Raw genomic sequence first — 16,578 nt, forward strand, 5'->3', positions numbered from 1 at the left:
CAATACAAAACAAAAAGCCGCAAGAAACTTGCGGCTTTTTGAATAGAACAGTTACTTTTTCAAGCGATGCTTAAAGTTCGCTGCGCAGATTGGTTTTCGAAAGCAAGGCTTGAGCGGCTCTTAGGCGTAAGCGTAGGGCGCTTTCTTCGATTTTTGGCGTAACCAAATCCGGTGCAATGGTTTCTGCCGCTTGACGAACATTCTGCGTTGGCGTGGATTGATATGATTTGCTACGCTGTGCTGCATCCTTAATCGTTTGCTCAATGACATTATCTGCTGTAGGCTTTACCAAATACTTGAAAACCCCGAGTTCATTGATGGAGCGTACGGCAAGCGTTGCATCTTTCACTTCGGTGAGGATAACTGTGATAACATTAGGATATTCTTGACGAATGGTATTAAGGAAGCTAATCCCATCGATATCACCAAAATTAACATTGCTGACTACTACTGAAATTGGCCTTTTTGCCAATTCTTTGAAGGCTTCATCAACCGAAGTGGCGCTTGTTACATCAAAACCTTTTGAAAATTTATCCGCCAAATTCTTAGCTTCATTCGGACCGTAATCAACAAAAAGCACAGAGCCGCTTTTCTCTTCAACTTCGATATGAACACTGCGTTGAACACCTAAAGGGACTCCACTCGATGGCTTCTGGGTTTCTTGATTTTGAAGCAAGGTAATTTTATCATAAATCTGAATGCCGAGCTTAACCAAATTGCATAGGTTATCCGCTTTCCAAGGCTTGTTGATATAACGGAATATTTCGCCGGCGTTGACAGAGCTGATAATAGCATCCAAATCGGAGTAACCCGTAAGCAACATCCGAATGGTATTTGGGCTAATGGCTTTGATTTGGCGAAGCACTTCGTGGCCCAACATTCCGGGCATTCTTTGATCGCTAATGACAACCTTTATCGGGTACTTTTTTGCAAGTTCAATTGCTTTTGCACCACCATCAGCGGTATGAACCGTGTAATCGTCCTCAAGCAAGCGTGAAAGTGAACTAAGTACCATTGGTTCGTCATCAACCAAAAGAATATGTGATTCTGGCATAGAAAAAAAGTTATCGATTAAAGAAATCCCATTAGGAGAAGTAGGCTATTTTAAATTGAGAACAAATCTCAAAAAGAAAAAGCAACTCAAAAATACAAACGGATTTCAAATTACACATTAACGGGCTTTGCACCAACAGAAACTTGTTTCTTAGGAAGTTGAATTGTAAAAACGGTTCCTTTACCCAATTCACTTTCAACAGAAATTGTCCCTTTATGTTGCTCAATAATTTTATAGACAATTGAAAGACCAAGCCCGGTTCCTTGACCAATCGGTTTGGTCGTAAAGAAGGGCTCGAAAATTTTCTTCATATTTTCAGCCGGAATTCCTTTTCCGTTATCTGCAACTTTAATAACAGCCACTTCTCTGCCTTCTTCATCTCGGTCGAAATAAGTTTTAAGAGTAATCACTCCTTTTTCATCCACGGCTTGAGCGGCATTGGTCACAAGATTCAAAAACACCTGATTTAATCGGGCGGGAAATGCATCGATAATCATGTTATCGCTATATTGCTTAACAATTTCAACCTTATACTTAATGACATTGTTCGCAATTTTGAGAGTCGATTCAAGACCTTGATTGAGATCGGTGGGTTTAAAGGCTGTTTCATCGAGCCGCGAAAAGTCTTTGAGTGACATGACAAGCTCTTGAATACGATCAACCCCGACAAGGGATTCGCTCAAAATATTTTGTGACTTTGCCACCATTTTATCGGAGCGGGCACTCATTTCCATTACTTCCATTAAGGTTGCTTCCAAATTTTGAAGTTCGCCTGTTGCGAGTTGATCTCGCATTGTGTTATAGCGATCAAGCAATTCAAAAATCTTTTGTTGTGTACGCTCAAGCACTTCAATATTATTACGCACAAACCCGAGCGGCGTATTGACTTCGTGTGCGATACCTGCCACCATTTGACCAAGGGAAGCCATTTTCTCGGATTGAATGAGCTGCGATTGTTGCTCTTGAATTTGCCGATTCGATTCCGCAAGTTGATTCGTCGATTCCGACAATTTTTTATAGCTCTCTTCAACCATCTGAATAGAATCTTCAAGCTGCTTTTTATTTTCTTCGAGCTGAACATTACGCTCCACAAGGGCTTGACCAATGACATTAAACGCTTCCCCGACTTGAGCCAATTCGTCTTCGGCTTCAAGTTCAACTTTTTCACGAGCACCGGCAACAAGCTTTTTCGAGATTTCTTCCAAGCTTTCCACCGTACGCATCACCGAGCGATAGAAACCCACAAGAAGATAAATTACCAAAAGCCACAAAATAGGAACGCCGACTTGCATCAAGGTTCTTTGAAACCGCAAAGCATTTATTCGAACCGTAATGAGATCGTCGAGTAAATTAAATTCAAGATCATAAAGGGTGTTAATTTTGGCAATCGCATCGCTCGCAGCCGCGTAATGACGATCGGGCATAAAGTTAGCAGTGCTATCAAGATCAGTAGATTTAATAGCTGCTGTGGTGTTCAAGAATACTTCTATGGCATTGATGGCATCTTGATACTCACGGTCAACGCGGTCTTTCACCTTCGGTGCATTTTTATTGATGTTTTCGAAGACATAAGCCTTTGCCATACCCGCCTTCATTTCCTCCGTAAGCGATCGAATAACCCCGGGCAAAACGAAAATAAGCTGAGCCCGTTTTTCAGCAGTTAATTCGTCGCCTAAAGCGATATCGATGCCAAGATCGCGTGCTGAGGCAATGTTTTTTAGAATGGCCGGAAGTTTAAGAAGTGTGGCATCCATAATGTAGTAGGAGTCAATGTCAGGGTCAAGAATAAGGTTTGAGACGTCGCCGACATAAGAAATAAGCTCCAAAGTTTTTTCAACCATTCGGGTATGCTCTTCATAGCTCTGATCTTTGTAGGAAGAAGTTGCCATTTTATTGACGGCCTTCCAACGCACTTTCAGTTGCTTCCATCGATCGCCAATTGCCAAATCTTCATTATAAATAAGGTCGATGGAATCCAAAACAGCTATCTCACGATCGATAGATTTTTGAAACTCATTAACCTTTTGGCGCGACTCCGTGCGGCCGCTTAAAAGAAGGTGCATGTGGGTTCGATGCTCCTGAACATAAACAAGAATATTCTTTAACGGGCGATTATAAATGTCCCCATAAATTTCTTTTTGACCGAAATCGATACTTTCGTTTCTGACCGAGGTGAGCAGCAAAATCATTATCAAGCTGGGTACATCCAGAAGAATACTGATAATGATAAACTTAGCGGGATATTTAAGCCTATTCATCAAATTGACGGCCGGAGCGAAGATTCCCTTTTCAGTTTTCTTTACAGAGGAAGCAGTAAGATCAATTTCCTTTTCAGCCATTGTCGATATAAGAATTTCGGTTAAACAAAAACGGGTGAGTAAAGCTCACCCGTTTGAGGTGATACATAAAGTTAGAAAGAAACGCCTGTTGTTACAACAACTTCAAGTCTGGATTTTGAACTTGCGCCATTGAAGCGTTTTGCATCATCAAGCCCTTGTAAATAGCGGCCTTCAAGACGGATGAAACCATTTTCAGCGGGGCGAAGATCAAATCCACCGGTGAAACCTGCAAGTTGAAGATTGCCTGAGCCGAGAACATTCTTTTCATCGTTGAAATACTCAACGCGCCCCATCACTCTGACAAGGTCGCTAAGGCCATAGCGTGCTTCTGCTAAGCCGGAGAGATAAGTGGCGGATTCGCCTGCCGTTGGTGTTTTGTTTTGCGTTGCAAAATCACCACCGACATTAAACTCCAAGTTACCGCTTGTCACACTAAAATAAAGATTGTGATAAGTACGGAAGTTTGCGCCTGCATTGACTTCACCGATGACATTGTCATAAACAACCTTAGCATTATCGCTCAGCTTATAAGTTAATTGAATTCCAAAAGCTTGTGCTCGCGGGCTTTCATTGCTGGGCTGATCACTTGCAAAGGTGCTAAAGCCGTTTAAAAGATTGAGTTGGCCGGTTAGTTTATTTGAGAATTCATAAGTAAAACGAACGCCTGCTTGACCGAAAGGCTCATAGAGTGTGGTTGTGGCAAGGGTGCTTAAAAAATTATCTTTCGGGAAAAAGCCTTCTGTTCCAACATGTGTTAGGAAGAAACCGGCATCAACCCAAAAGCCTTGTCCGAGACGAAATCCAGCATACGCTTCTTGAATATTGCCGCGATTCAATAAAGCGTCGGTGCTAATACCGCTCCAACCACGAACGACATCGCCATATTGGATGGTGGCTTTGGCACGAACTTTATCGGCTGCATACTCAAATGAAAGCATTGCAATATCTAAACCGAATTCTTCTCGGTTTGGTGCGATGAAGGAAAATTGACGAGGGTTGGCGCCTTTATCGTTATCCCAAGCATAATACGCCCCAACATAGCCACTCCACTTAATGGTTGGCTCAGCGGCCTTTGGTGCATCTTGACCGGAAACTGAAAAATTGGCGAGTAAAAGGGCAAGGGCAATGAGAAAGGTTCTTTGTAAAACCGTAAAAGTTTTCATGATAACTGTTGTTTGAATTAAAAAAAACTTGCCAAACTATGTTAGACAAGCGATTGTGTGTGCTTATGTAGAAAAGTGATGCAGATTCAAATTTAATCAAACTTTTATATCAATTACAATTTACCATAAGCCTTTAAATGAAGGTACTTTCATTTACTGCATGCTTTCATTTTCATTTTGAAAGAAATTTGAAATAAATAATCCCCTTTTCTCCCTAAATTGAAAATCATTTTGTAATTGAATCGATAGCAACAGTGATCTTGATTTCTGAGTTACAAAATGATTTTCAGAAGTTTACCAATAGGAAGTTTACCGATAGGAAATTTTGCACTAAATATTGATACAAAAGAACATGAATAACAACGGAACACACCGAGCGATTACAGGATCAATTGTTGCTTTGGTTACGCCATTTACACAAGAAGGAAAGCTTGATGAGGCGGCGCTTCGGCGTTTGGTGAATTTTCAGATTGAAGGGGGAACAGATATTATTATTCCTTGCGGAACGACGGGCGAATCGCCCTCGCTTGAAGCCGATGAACAGCGCAGGGTGATTGAAGTGGTTGTCAATGAAGCCAAAGGCCGTGTTCGCGTAATGGCCGGTGCCGGAAGCAACAGCACCCATCATGCGGTGGCCCTTTCGAAGGCGGCTGAAAAGGCCGGGGCGCAAGGCATTTTATCAGTTGGGCCGTATTACAACAAGCCAACGGCAGCAGGGTATATCAAGCATTTTTCTGAGGTGGCAGCGGCGGTTTCGCTTCCGATTATCGTCTATAATGTTCCGGGAAGAACGGGCGGAAATATTGCGGTCGATACGCTTCTCAAATTGGCAAACGAGGTACCGAATATTGTTTCAGTGAAAGAAGCTTCGGCCAATATGAATCAAATAATGGAGCTTTTGCGATCTCGCCCCGCTCATCTTTCAGTGCTGAGTGGCGATGACCCACTCACGCTTGCTATGATGGCTTTGGGCGCAGATGGGGTGATTTCCGTAGCGGCCAATGAAATTCCTGCCGTTGTGAAATCATTGGTCACCGCGATGCATCAAGGGAAATTGGATGAAGCCCGCGCGATTCACAACAAGTACTATGGTCTTTTCACGATGAATTTCTTGGAATCAAACCCGATTCCGGTAAAATATATCCTTTCTCGAATGGGCCTTTGCGAAGCCACTTATCGCGCCCCGATTGTCCCGGGCGAGCCTGCAACACTGCAGAAATTGGATGCGGAAATCGAAAAGCTTGGTCTTCTGAAACAGTTTGCGGCTGTTTAAAGAGCACGTCAAAGGATAGCCGATGTTAGCCAAACGATTGATTCCTTGCTTGGATGTGAAAGGCGGTAGGGTTGTTAAAGGGGTTAATTTTGAAAACCCTGCCGATGCGGGGTCGCTTTTGGAACAGGCACGTTTTTACAATGAAGCCTTAGCCGATGAATTGGTGTTTCTCGATATTTCCGCATCCATTGAACTCCGTCGCACTACACTTGAAGAAGTGCGAAAAGTATCGGAAGAAGTCTTCATACCGCTTACAGTGGGCGGCGGAATCAATTCACTTGAAACCGCTCGCGAAGCGTTTCTTCACGGCGCAGATAAAATCTCACTCAATACCGCCGCCGTTCAGCAGCCAGATCTCATCAATACCCTTGCCGAAATTTATGGCTCACAGGCGATTGTTGTGGCGATTGATATCAAGCGAACGGGAGTAGATACTTGGGAAGTTTTTACGCATAGCGGCAAACAAGCCACGGGAAAAGAAGCCTTGCAATGGGCTCAAGAGGTGGCCGAGCGGGGCGCGGGAGAAATTCTTCTTACAAGTATGGACCGCGATGGAACCAAAGCCGGTTATGACCTCGAAGGACTTAAACGCATTTCAACCGCTGTTTCCATACCGGTTATTGCCTCGGGTGGTGCCGGAAATCTTAAACATTTGGAAGAAGCCTTTACTTTAGGTGCTGCCGATGCCGCACTTGCCGCGTCGATTTTTCATTACCGAGAATACACCATTGATGAAGCAAAAAATTATTTGGCTTCGAAAGGAATTGAGGTTCGGCGTTAGCTCATTGACCAAGTTTATTTTTCCAACCAACACATCATTTCAAACCATCTTATGAAACCAACACGGCGGTTTTATTACTCGCTTTTGCTTACTACGCTTATGCTTGTAGCCGCTTGCACAACCGTGGCCGTAACAGGCCGAAGGCAAGTGAATTTGATTCCCTCATCCACAATGCTTTCGATGAGCAGCGGTGAATACCGCAATTTTTTAAGCCAAGCCAAACTCAGCACCAACCGCGAGCAAACAGAAATGGTGAAGCGATGCGGGGCGCGTATTCAAGCACAGGTTGAAGCCTACTTCCGAGAAAATGGAATGGCAGATCGCTTAAACGATTTTGCGTGGGAGTTTAATTTGGTCGATAGCCCCGAAGTGAACGCGTGGTGTATGCCGGGCGGGAAGGTTGTGTTTTACACCGGTATTCTTCCTATCACAAAAGATGAAGAGGGGCTTGCGGTAGTGATGGGTCATGAAATCGCGCACGCGATTGCCGAGCACGGCAGCGAGCGTATGTCGCAAGGCTTGCTTACCAACTTGGGTGGAATGGCGATTGCGCAAGCGCTGAAAGATAAGCCACAGCAAACGCAGCAGCTTTTTATGGCAGCCTTCGGGCTTGGGGCACAATTTGGCCTATTGCTTCCTTTTAGCCGATTGCATGAATCTGAAGCGGATAAATTGGGGCTCATTTTTATGGCAAAAGCAGGTTACAACCCTGAATCCGCGGTTGCCTTTTGGGAACGAATGCGGGAGATGAAAGGCGGGCAAGCGCCACCGGAGTTTATGAGCACGCATCCCTCAGATGAAACGCGCATCCGAGATCTCAAAGCCCAAATGCCTGAAGCATTGAGGGTGTATAAGCCGCGACAATAAGTCAAGATCATAAGCACTGTGAAACACATTCTTGTTATTTACAACGCGGTGCCTGACCGCAGCAGCCTTTCGCGCGATTTGAAATCGGAGATGGGGCTAATGGAAGTCGCGGCCGGTATCGTGGGAAGTTTAGAGCCGCAATTTCATGTTTCAAGTATTCCCTTCATCGGCGATATTGTTCTTTTGATGGAACAGCTTCGCGACCTCAAGCCTGATGCCGTATTTAACCTTTTTGAAGGCACCTACGGCATTTCGCAAAGCGAAGTTTTGGTGCCGGTGGCACTTGAGATTATGCGGATTCCTTATACTGGTTCAAGACCAAAAACCTTAGAACTCTGCGTTAATAAAGCCCGAACGAAGGAAGTTTTACTCCGACGCAATGTTCCCACGCCGCGATTTGATTTGTTTTTGATTGGAGAGAATATTCACACCTCATTGCAGTTTCCTTTAATGGTGAAGCCGGCACATGAAGATGCAAGCATTGGAATTGCCAATGAATCGGTGGTGGAGTCAGAGGAGCAATTAAAAGCGCGAGTGGCATTTATTTGGAATCAGCATAAACAGGCAGCAATTGCCGAAGAATTTATCGATGGTCGGGAGTTCAATGTCTCGATCTGCGGCGACCCCGATTTCGAGCACGACTTTGCTCATCCCTCACAGCCGCGCGTGCTGCCCATTTCTGAAATTAAGTTTGATTCAATGCCCACAGGGCTTCGCCGCATTGTGAGCTATAAAGCCAAGTGGGATGAAGCGAGTGTAGAATATCAATCGACTGTTCCTCAGTGCCCGGCATCATTGGATTCAAAATTAGAGGGTGAGATAAAACTTTTGGCGATGCGTACTTTCGAGGCTGTGGGATGTAGGGATTACGCGCGGGTGGATTTCAGGCTTTCGCGCGAAGGCAAGCCGTATGTGATTGATGTGAACCCAAACCCGGATATTTCTCCGGATGCGGGTCTTGCGCGGGCATTCAAGGTTTCGGGGAAATCGTATGACGAGATGATTCGCTTTATCGCGGGGCTCGCGCTTAACCGCAAGGCCTTGCCGGGAAGTGTGTTTTGAGGAGAGTTAATTCGAGGATACAGAATAATTTATCAACACTTGAAGGTCTTCTTTCTTTATTGAGGGATACTCTTTGAGAATTTCATCAACACTCATCCCTGAAGAAAGGCAATCCAAGATTACAGAAACCATAATGCTGGTGCCTTTTATGACAACCGCACCTTGACAAATGGTTGGATTTGAGGAGACACGTTCTTTCCAATTCATTTCACTAAACTCCTATCTGTTTTCATCTTTTGATATTGAAAGTTCGTCATTATTCCAACGACTTCCTAAAGCGCATAAAACTTGCAGCGAAAATCACCACCGTGCAAATGAGCATTGCAAGAATACTATCCCACAATTCAACGAGTCCGTTGCCTTTCAGAAAAATCCCGCGCACGATGACGATAAAATATCGAAGCGGAATAAAGTAAGTAATCGGCTGAACCCACTCCGGCATTGAACTAATCGGAAAGGCATAGCCCGAAAGGAATAGCATTGGCGGCAGAATAAAAAAGGCGGTCGTGAATGCGGCTTGCTGCTGCGTGCGTGAGATTGTGGAAACGAAAAGACCAATTCCGAGAATCATTGAAATAAACACAAGCGAAAGCACAGCAAAGAGCAATTCATTGCCGCGCATTTTTACCTCAAACACCACAGCGGAGAGAATCAGCAGGTTTATCATTGTGATGGATGCTGTGACCATAAATGGCGCAAGTTTTCCGATAATGAGTTGAAGTGGCGTTATAGGACTGACGATTAATCCCTCAAGCGTGCCGGTTTCGCGCTCTTTGACAATCGAACTTGATGCCGCAATGACCGTGGTCAGCAAAAGAATGAGCGCTAAAATGGAAGGCACAAAGAAATTGCGACTCTTGAGATCGGGGTTGTACCACACCCGCGGCTCAAGCGTGGCGTTTCCCGCCGTAGGAACACCAACCGCGCCACTCCTTTCTTGCATGCTAACCTGTATGCTTTGCCCATACGCACCGATAATTGCCGAGACATAATTGGAAGCGATTTGTGCCGTGTTTCCGCTTGAGGCATCAAAGGCGCATTGAAGTGTTGGCGCGTTGTTTTGGGTTAATCGCTTTGCGAAATCGGGCGGAATAATGATGACCACAGAGGCTGTTCCATCTAACAATACTTTTTCAACTTCGTTATCCTTCGTGAGGAATGAAACAAGCTTAAAATACCCCGAGGCATTAAAGCGAGAGATGAGCGCGCGCGATTCCGTGCTTTGGTCGAAGTCAAGCACCGAAAGCGTGATGTTTTCAACATCAAAATTGAACGCAAAGCCAAAGACAATAAACTGTGTTAATGGCGCAATCAGTGTAAGTGCTCGTAATTGAAAGGAGCTTTTGATTTCAAGAAACTGCTTGAGCATTAATGCGCGAATGGCTTTCATATCCCTTTCACTGATTACATTAAAATGATTTTTTGAGTCTAAGGCTTGCTACGGTAGAAGTGAGCACCGCAAAAATGGCCAATGCCGCAAAAGAGCTAATGTATGTGGATATTGGGGCTTCTTTGAGCAAGATCGCTCGCAGAATATTGAGCAAATATTTTGCGGGAACAACGGTGGTGACGGCTTGCAAGATGGTGGGCATATTTTCGATTGGGATTAAGAATCCTGAAAGCAACTGTGTGGGCAAGAGTGTGGTAAACACGCCAATAAAAAATGCAGCCTCTTGCGATTCAGCAATGGTTGAAATGAATAGCCCCATTGCAAGTCCGCCAAAGATGAAGAGTAGTAAAGAGAGTGTGAGCATCACAAGATTTCCGCTAAGCGGAACGTCAAACACAATCCATCCGGTAACCACAACAAACGCCGCAAGCCCACACCCGATAAAGAAGTATGGGATTATTTTACCCAGTATAAATTCGCGGCTTTGAACCGGCGAGACCATTATTTGCTCAATGGTGCCCAATTCTTTTTCACGGACAATGGAAAGCGCGGTTGAAAGAACGGTAGAGACTATGAGCACAAACCCCATCAACCCGGGGATGAGATATTTAGAACTTTTGAGTTCGGGGTTAAACCAATAGCGCGGGCGGTAATCGATTACTGTGGGCGAGTTTTGGCCATATCGCGCAAGCTGCTCAAGCTGAACCGAGGAAGAAAAGGATTGAACAAACTGTGCAGCATACCCTAAGGCACCACTTGCGGTGTTGGCATTGTCGCCACTTACGAGGGCCTGAACTGCGATCGTTTCCCCCGCATCAAGCCGAGCAGAAAATCGTGGAGGAATGATGATGACCATATTTGCGCGAGCGGTTTCAAGAAGATTACCTGCTTCAACTTCATTGGAAAATTCCCCATTTCTCCCGCCTGCGGAAATAAAATGTGGGTCGTTCAAAAAGGCTTGTTTTAATGCGCGAGAGCGGGGCGATTGATCGAAGTCGACAAACGCAATTTGAATGCCCGTGATATCAAGTGAGATCGCGAAGCCGAAGACAAACATCATAAAAACGGGTACGAAGATGAGCAATCCAAGCGAGCGTTTATCGCGCCTGATTTGGTAAAACTCTTTGCGCGCGATGGCGTAGATTCTATTCCACATTCAGTTGTTATATTAATGATATCGTAAAAGTCAACCAGACCTATTCGCATGACACAAGTCGAAAAAAAGGAGTTAATATCGGCATTAAAAGAAGTTTTAATTGAGAATAAACCTCTCTTAAAAGAACTTCTAAAGGAAATCATTGACGAAAATCATCGTCATATAAGTGAATCGCGAGATGAAAAAGTGAATCGTTTGATTCAAGAACATTTGGTGCGTTACGAAGAAGTTTGGAAAGCGTTAGCCTGATGGAATATCTCATTAAAAACGATATTATCGCGATTAATCAATTGATGATTGAGAAATTCGGTGGTAACTATGTTCCTCCTGAAAATCTGCTTAAACCTGCAGCATTAGATTATTTGATTGAAATTGTTAATGCTGAAGTTTTCGGAACACGCCTTTACCCTGAAATTCACCACATTGCCGGTGTATATTTTTTCAACATTATTGATGGTCACATTTTTCAAGACGGAAACAAACGAACCGGTTTAGAAGCTTCTTTACTTTTTTTGAAGCTGAATGATTACGAACTTCATGCTTCGAATCAAGAGTTGATTGATTTTGCGACTGATGTCGGTTCAGGTAAAGAAACCCTTGAGACTGTTCAGGCGTGGATAAAATCCCGTCTTGTCAAATCTTCTAATTGATTTCTTTATTTTTACTCCCCTCTCGTCTTGTTTCATTTTCAATCAAATGAATAAATACATCTTCGAGTGTTGGTGATATCGGTTCTATTCGACTCCACGCCACGCCTGCTTTTGCCAACGCCGTTGCTGCAAATGATTTCCCTTCCGCCACGGAATTGACACTCAAGTGAATAAAATTTCCAAAAAGCGATGAGGAATGAACCCACGGCTCTTTTGAGAGTATTGCAATCGATTCCGCCGGTGCACTTGTTTCAAGTTCAAGAATTGGGTTTTGAATCACATTTCTTTTCAATTGAGAGGGAGAACCTTCAGCAATGAGTTTCCCGTAATAGATGAATCCGATTTTTGTACAGTACTCTGCTTCATCCAAGAAATGCGTGGTTACAAAAACCGTCATTCCACTGTCTGCAAGGCGATTGATAAGTTCCCAGAATCGCCGACGGCTGATGGGGTCAACGCCGCCGGTGGGTTCATCCAAAAACACAATTTTTGGGTTGTGTAAAATGGCGGCTGCAAGCGCAAGGCGTTGCCGCATTCCGCCCGGAAGTTCGCGCGGGAAGCGTTTCAAAAGTCCTTCAAGCCCGGCCGATTCAATCACTATTTTTTTTCTTTCCTTGTGAAATGATTCTTCAAGCGAATAAATGCCGCCAAAAAAATCAAGATTTTGTTCTACGCTAAGATGTTCATAGAGCGAAAATCGCTGCGCCATATACCCAATGCTTTGCCGCACTTTTTCGGGTTCGCTAACAATATCAACCCCGCCCACAAACCCTTTTCCGCCGGAGGGCGAAAGCAGCCCGCAGAGGATTCGAATTAAGGTGGATTTGCCCGAGCCATTTGGACCTAAGAACCCATAAATGCTTCCTGCCTCAACACTTAAAGTCACATGATCGACTGCTGTAAATTTCCCAAAAGTTTTCGTGAGCAATTCTGTATCGATGGCATTCATTGTTCGCTCTCCTTTCTTTCCGCACCCTTTGCTTCAGCGTTCATTTTTTCAGAGACTTTGACAAGTTGAATAAAGATGTGTTCCAAACTGCTTTTCTTTTTTCGACAGTGTTCGGGCGCGATTCCCACTGCCGCAAATGTTTCTTGAATCAATTGAAGAGCGTCTTGTTCGCTTAGCGTGTGAAAGATGAATTCTATTCGCTCACCAAACACCACGCTATCGGAAAGGGCTGCTTGAAACCTTGGAACGGTTTTCAGTTTCTCGGATGTGGCTCTTGGGTTTTGGAGAATGACTTCAAAAGTGGTTTCTCCATACTTTTCCTGAAGTTCAGTAGCCGTTCCTGAGGCGATTAATTCACCTTGATTCAACATTGAGATGCGGCTGCATCGCTCGGCCTCGTCGAGATACGGTGTTGAGACGAGAATCGTGACGCCGCTTTTCAGAAGATTTGAAAGCAATGCCCAAAAATCTCGGCGGGTTACCGGGTCAACGCCGGTGGTGGGTTCATCCAAGAAAATGATTTCAGGCGTGTGAATTAAGGTGCAGGCAAGAGCGAGCTTCTGCTTCATTCCACCTGAGAGTGCGCCGGCAAGCCGCTCGCGAAAGTGCAAAAGTCGTGTGAATTCGAGAAGTGAATCTCTGCGCTCTCGATAGTTTTTCACTTGATGGATTTCGGCGAAGAATGCGATGTTTTCGTCGATGGAAAGATCTTGATAAAGCGAAAACCGTTGTGAGAGATATCCAATTTTTGATTTGAGTTCTTCTGAACCTGAATCCACTCCAAGAACGGTGAGTTTGCCGTTATCGGGTTTTTGAATTCCGCAGAGCATCCGAATGAGGGTTGTTTTTCCTGCGCCGTCAGGCCCAAGCAAGGCGTGCATCTCTCCTTTTTTTACAGAGAGTGAGATCGCTTTCAGAGCGGTGATTGCCCCAAACGATTTCGTAACGGAATTTATTTCAATCGCATTTACCATCGCTCACGATTCTGCCTTTACTTGATGTGAAGCGTTGCTTCGGCTGTAAGACCGGCTTTCAGGTCTCCGGAGAGATTCTCTGCTTCGAGCCATATTTCAAACACCTGCCGAACACGATCTTCTTTGGTTTGCACATTTTTTGGAGTGAATTCCGCTTTTGGTGAAATGTAGCTCACCCGCGCCGTGTAGGTTTTTCCATCGTCTGCATCGGTTTTAAGTGTGGCTGAATCGCCTAAGTGAATTCGTGGCAAATCGGGTTCAGGGACGAATATTTTCAGTTTTATCTTTTTTGTTTCAGCAATGCGAAAGAGTGTTGCGGATTGAAGTGCCACTTCGCCTTGCTCGATACTTTTCGCTGTAATGACGCCCGAGAGCGGGGCACGAACGATACAGTCGGAGACTTTCTTTTCTGCCGCTTGCCACATCGCTTCTGCTTGTTCTAACCGTGCTTTTGCGGCTTCAAGCTCTTCGAGTCGTGCGCCGTTTCGAACTTTTTCAAAATTGGCTTTTGCGCTGCTAAACTGAGTCGAGGCCGATTCGACGCGCGCTTTCGCATCGGTATAGATTTTTTCGGAGACGCCGCCTGTGCGGTAAAGCGGTTCAAGTCGCTGAAAATCGGATGTGGCATTTTGCAGTGTAACGGAAGCATTTTGTAAAGATTCCTTTGCAATCTCAAAGTCTTCGGCTCTTGCACCGCGGCGAAGCAATCGGTATTGGGCAGAAGCAAGGTCGAACCCTGCTTTCGCTTGCGCCGCTTGAAAACGGTAATCGGTGTCATCGATAAAAAGAAGTGTATCACCGTGCGATACGATTTTCCCTTCTTCGGCAAGTACCGAGCGCACTTGTCCTGAAACCAACGCACTCACGCGCACTTCGGTGGATTCTATAATTCCCGTTGCTTCAACGACATCGCTTTTTTGTTTCCCACACGACATCATGAGCAGCATTATCGCGATTGCACTTGTTCCAATTCGATTCCGAAACGAGCTATTGAAGAATATGCTATAATGGCGAAACCACTTGTTGCCAAAGTGTGCACCGATTTTGTAACGATTCGGGTTCATTAATTTTATCAATTAATTGGTAAATTTAGCCTTCGTCATCTAACTTTCTCTGTTTTCAATTTTAACAAATTTTATTTCTATTCATCCAATTTTGTTTTTTCCTTCTGAGTTATTGTGAGACCGTTTTTTTCAACATTAAATTTTCAATCTTTCAAAAAAATCACTCTAAAACCACACTATAATGTTTTTTTCAAGCCCTTTTTCTAACCCTGCTTTCCTAAATCAAGTTTTTTTAGGGCTATGCTACTTTTCTCATTTATTATTTGACTGAATTTCTATCAAAAATTCGAATAGTGTGTTCAAACGATTAATTTATTTTTTTTTCCTTCTTTCGATTGTTCCTCCCTTTTATTCATGTGCGGGGGCTCGTCTATCCAGTCACTTCGTTTCGAGTGAAAATCCATTTGGAAAATCTGATTCTTTAGAACATCATGCGGTGAAACGCGAACTTCGCGGGGTTTGGATTGCCACGGCATTCGGCATCGATTGGCCAAAAACGACTAACAGCGCACTTCAACGCGCCTCGCTCGATTCTCTTTTTCGAGAAATCAAGCGAAAGAAATTCAATGCCGTTTTCTTTCAAGTTCGTGTTCGTGCCGATGTCCTCTACCCCAATCGCTTTGAGCCAATTCATGAATATCTTACAGGCACTTTTGGTAAAGAACCCGACTACGACCCAGTGGCCTTTGCGATTGACTGCGCCAAAAGACACGGGCTTCAATTTCATGCGTGGTTTAATACGCTTATCGTTCGCGGGAAAAATTTTTCGAAAGTCTCACAAGGCGTGCCCTATATCTGGCAAACGCATCCGGAGTGGATTGACCCGCGAGCGTCGAAGAATCCCGACTGGCGCGATGTGTGGCTGAACCCCACACTTCCCGAAGTGCAAGCATATCTGAAAACGCTCATCGCCGATTTCGCCCACCGCTATTCGCCCGATGGCATTCAATTGGATGACTACCTTCGCTACCCTTCCAAAGATTTTCCTGATTCGCTCGCCTTTGCCACACAAAACCCCGCGAAACTGCCGCTGCCCGATTTCAGACGCGACATCATCAATCGAATCGTTGCTGAAATTGCGGATACACTTGTGAAGATAAAACCTCATCTTCAATTCGGTGTGACACCGATTGGCGTTTATCGCCGCGTGGATTCAGAGCCGGCTATGGAAAGCAAAACCGAAGTGTATCAAGATTCGAGGGAGTGGACGAAGCGCCGCTACTGCGATTACCTTGCGCCACAGATTTATTTTCATCTTGGCCCTACAACCAAAGCCGAACGCGAAAAGAAACAGTTCAATCCGGCATTTGAAAAGCTGGTGAACGATTGGGCGGAAAATAAAAATTACCGTCATTTGTATGTTGGGCTTGGCACTTATAAGCCAGCCGTGAAAGCCGAGTGGCGTGCGCAAGTGAATGTCGTTCGGAATTCGGGTGCAGAGGGATTTATCTTTTACCCGTATTCAAGCATTGCAGAACTCGATTCACTTTTTGATTCGGAAGCCTTACCGCCGTCAATGCCGTGGAAATCAGACACCATTCCGCCTACACCAATTGTAATTAGCATCATGAAACAGGATTCCCTTGTGGTGGTTTCGCTTCAAATTTCAAACGCAGAAGAAGCCAAAATTCGCGGGGTGAATTTATACCACATCACGCCTGTTGGGCTTGATTCCGGTGAGATGAATCGTGACGATGCACAGCGACCGAGAGAGCGACTTTTGCTCTCACTCTTGCCACTTCAAAACGGGATGATTCGGGTTCGAGGGTTGCAAAGCGGGGAATCTCTGCGGATTCGGGTGATGGATTGGTATGGCAATGAAAGTAAAGGGAGTGAAATCCTTGTTGTGCCGTAAC

Annotated in this window: 16 protein-coding genes; 7 read left to right on the top strand and 9 right to left on the bottom strand. The window is 44.7% G+C overall.

The features are described 5' to 3' along the window. Positions 1-70 precede the first annotated feature (70 nt). The 3 genes from SFU91_13430 to SFU91_13440 form a co-directional block, all read right to left on the bottom strand. A complete protein-coding gene (locus SFU91_13430) occupies positions 71-1,054 on the bottom strand; it encodes a response regulator (GenBank protein MDX2130029.1) in 984 nt (327 codons plus the stop codon). Positions 1,055-1,164: 110 nt separating this feature from the next. Then, the gene (locus SFU91_13435; protein ID MDX2130030.1) at positions 1,165-3,393 is read right to left on the bottom strand and encodes an ATP-binding protein; all 2,229 of its coding nucleotides are present in this window, start codon (positions 3,391-3,393) and stop codon (positions 1,165-1,167) included. A 71-nt stretch (positions 3,394-3,464) separates the two neighbouring features. Further along, the gene (locus SFU91_13440) at positions 3,465-4,556 is read right to left on the bottom strand and encodes an outer membrane beta-barrel protein (protein MDX2130031.1); all 1,092 of its coding nucleotides are present in this window, start codon (positions 4,554-4,556) and stop codon (positions 3,465-3,467) included. 352 nt (positions 4,557-4,908) lie between these two features. On the opposite strand from SFU91_13440, the gene dapA reads away from it, so the two are divergent. From dapA to SFU91_13460, 4 genes are read left to right on the top strand one after another with little or no spacing between them, the layout of a single operon-like run. After that, positions 4,909-5,829 (top strand): 4-hydroxy-tetrahydrodipicolinate synthase, encoded by a 921-nt coding sequence (gene dapA, locus SFU91_13445; GenBank protein MDX2130032.1) that lies wholly within the window; start codon positions 4,909-4,911, stop codon positions 5,827-5,829. A gap of 22 nt (positions 5,830-5,851) precedes the next feature. After that, positions 5,852-6,610, top strand: coding sequence for an imidazole glycerol phosphate synthase subunit HisF (gene hisF / locus SFU91_13450; protein MDX2130033.1), 759 nt, complete (start codon positions 5,852-5,854; stop codon positions 6,608-6,610). Between the two features lie 51 nt (positions 6,611-6,661). Further along, the gene (locus tag SFU91_13455; protein MDX2130034.1) at positions 6,662-7,477 is read left to right on the top strand and encodes a M48 family metallopeptidase; all 816 of its coding nucleotides are present in this window, start codon (positions 6,662-6,664) and stop codon (positions 7,475-7,477) included. An 18-nt stretch (positions 7,478-7,495) separates the two neighbouring features. After that, positions 7,496-8,539: an ATP-grasp domain-containing protein gene (locus SFU91_13460; GenBank protein MDX2130035.1), complete on the top strand. Its 1,044-nt coding sequence runs from the start codon at positions 7,496-7,498 to the stop codon at positions 8,537-8,539. A gap of 6 nt (positions 8,540-8,545) precedes the next feature. Here the strand turns inward: SFU91_13460 and SFU91_13465 are convergent, their stop codons facing one another. Genes SFU91_13465 through SFU91_13475 form a run of 3 tightly spaced genes read right to left on the bottom strand, consistent with a single transcriptional unit; the run spans position 8,546 to position 11,085 of the window. Then, positions 8,546-8,746, bottom strand: a complete 201-nt coding sequence (locus SFU91_13465) for a DUF433 domain-containing protein (GenBank protein ID MDX2130036.1) — start codon at positions 8,744-8,746, stop codon at positions 8,546-8,548. A 49-nt stretch (positions 8,747-8,795) separates the two neighbouring features. Then, a complete protein-coding gene (locus SFU91_13470; GenBank protein MDX2130037.1) occupies positions 8,796-9,929 on the bottom strand; it encodes an ABC transporter permease in 1,134 nt (377 codons plus the stop codon). Positions 9,930-9,948: 19 nt separating this feature from the next. Beyond that, positions 9,949-11,085, bottom strand: coding sequence for an ABC transporter permease (locus tag SFU91_13475; protein MDX2130038.1), 1,137 nt, complete (start codon positions 11,083-11,085; stop codon positions 9,949-9,951). Positions 11,086-11,133: 48 nt separating this feature from the next. Between SFU91_13475 and SFU91_13480 the strand changes: the two genes are divergently transcribed. Further along, positions 11,134-11,334, top strand: coding sequence for a hypothetical protein (locus tag SFU91_13480; protein ID MDX2130039.1), 201 nt, complete (start codon positions 11,134-11,136; stop codon positions 11,332-11,334). After that, positions 11,334-11,735 carry a type II toxin-antitoxin system death-on-curing family toxin gene (locus SFU91_13485; GenBank protein MDX2130040.1) on the top strand — a complete coding sequence of 134 codons (402 nt, stop codon included), beginning with the start codon at positions 11,334-11,336 and terminating at the stop codon, positions 11,733-11,735. The genes SFU91_13480 and SFU91_13485 overlap by 1 nt, the downstream gene beginning before the upstream one ends. Here the strand turns inward: SFU91_13485 and SFU91_13490 are convergent. The 3 genes from SFU91_13490 to SFU91_13500 are packed head-to-tail and all read right to left on the bottom strand — an operon-like array spanning position 11,728 to position 14,722. Next, positions 11,728-12,684, bottom strand: coding sequence for an ABC transporter ATP-binding protein (locus SFU91_13490; GenBank protein MDX2130041.1), 957 nt, complete (start codon positions 12,682-12,684; stop codon positions 11,728-11,730). The genes SFU91_13485 and SFU91_13490 overlap by 8 nt on opposite strands. Continuing rightward, positions 12,681-13,658: an ABC transporter ATP-binding protein gene (locus tag SFU91_13495; protein MDX2130042.1), complete on the bottom strand. Its 978-nt coding sequence runs from the start codon at positions 13,656-13,658 to the stop codon at positions 12,681-12,683. Before SFU91_13495 ends, SFU91_13490 begins: the two co-directional genes overlap by 4 nt. 17 nt (positions 13,659-13,675) lie before the next feature. Next, positions 13,676-14,722, bottom strand: a complete 1,047-nt coding sequence (locus tag SFU91_13500; GenBank protein ID MDX2130043.1) for an efflux RND transporter periplasmic adaptor subunit — start codon at positions 14,720-14,722, stop codon at positions 13,676-13,678. A 295-nt stretch (positions 14,723-15,017) separates the two neighbouring features. On the opposite strand from SFU91_13500, the gene SFU91_13505 reads away from it, so the two are divergent. Next, entirely contained in the window at positions 15,018-16,577 is a 1,560-nt protein-coding gene (locus SFU91_13505; protein ID MDX2130044.1) for a family 10 glycosylhydrolase, read from the top strand. Position 16,578 lies beyond the last annotated feature (1 nt).

The sequence above is a fragment of the Chloroherpetonaceae bacterium genome, from assembly GCA_033763895.1.
In the GTDB taxonomy this organism is placed as follows: domain Bacteria; phylum Bacteroidota; class Chlorobiia; order Chlorobiales; family Thermochlorobacteraceae; genus JANRJQ01.

Excerpts from the sequence above, each read along its gene's own strand:
- SFU91_13430 (MDX2130029.1), bottom strand. The coding sequence starts at position 1,054 with ATGCCAGAATCACATATTCTTTTGGTTGATGACGAACCAATGGTACTT.
- SFU91_13435 (MDX2130030.1), bottom strand. The coding sequence starts at position 3,393 with ATGGCTGAAAAGGAAATTGATCTTACTGCTTCCTCTGTAAAGAAAACT.
- SFU91_13440 (MDX2130031.1), bottom strand. The coding sequence starts at position 4,556 with ATGAAAACTTTTACGGTTTTACAAAGAACCTTTCTCATTGCCCTTGCC.
- dapA (MDX2130032.1), top strand. The coding sequence starts at position 4,909 with ATGAATAACAACGGAACACACCGAGCGATTACAGGATCAATTGTTGCT.
- hisF (MDX2130033.1), top strand. The coding sequence starts at position 5,852 with ATGTTAGCCAAACGATTGATTCCTTGCTTGGATGTGAAAGGCGGTAGG.
- SFU91_13455 (MDX2130034.1), top strand. The coding sequence starts at position 6,662 with ATGAAACCAACACGGCGGTTTTATTACTCGCTTTTGCTTACTACGCTT.
- SFU91_13465 (MDX2130036.1), bottom strand. The coding sequence starts at position 8,746 with ATGAATTGGAAAGAACGTGTCTCCTCAAATCCAACCATTTGTCAAGGT.
- SFU91_13470 (MDX2130037.1), bottom strand. The coding sequence starts at position 9,929 with ATGAAAGCCATTCGCGCATTAATGCTCAAGCAGTTTCTTGAAATCAAA.
- SFU91_13475 (MDX2130038.1), bottom strand. The coding sequence starts at position 11,085 with ATGTGGAATAGAATCTACGCCATCGCGCGCAAAGAGTTTTACCAAATC.
- SFU91_13480 (MDX2130039.1), top strand. The coding sequence starts at position 11,134 with ATGACACAAGTCGAAAAAAAGGAGTTAATATCGGCATTAAAAGAAGTT.
- SFU91_13485 (MDX2130040.1), top strand. The coding sequence starts at position 11,334 with ATGGAATATCTCATTAAAAACGATATTATCGCGATTAATCAATTGATG.
- SFU91_13490 (MDX2130041.1), bottom strand. The coding sequence starts at position 12,684 with ATGAATGCCATCGATACAGAATTGCTCACGAAAACTTTTGGGAAATTT.
- SFU91_13495 (MDX2130042.1), bottom strand. The coding sequence starts at position 13,658 with ATGGTAAATGCGATTGAAATAAATTCCGTTACGAAATCGTTTGGGGCA.
- SFU91_13500 (MDX2130043.1), bottom strand. The coding sequence starts at position 14,722 with ATGAACCCGAATCGTTACAAAATCGGTGCACACTTTGGCAACAAGTGG.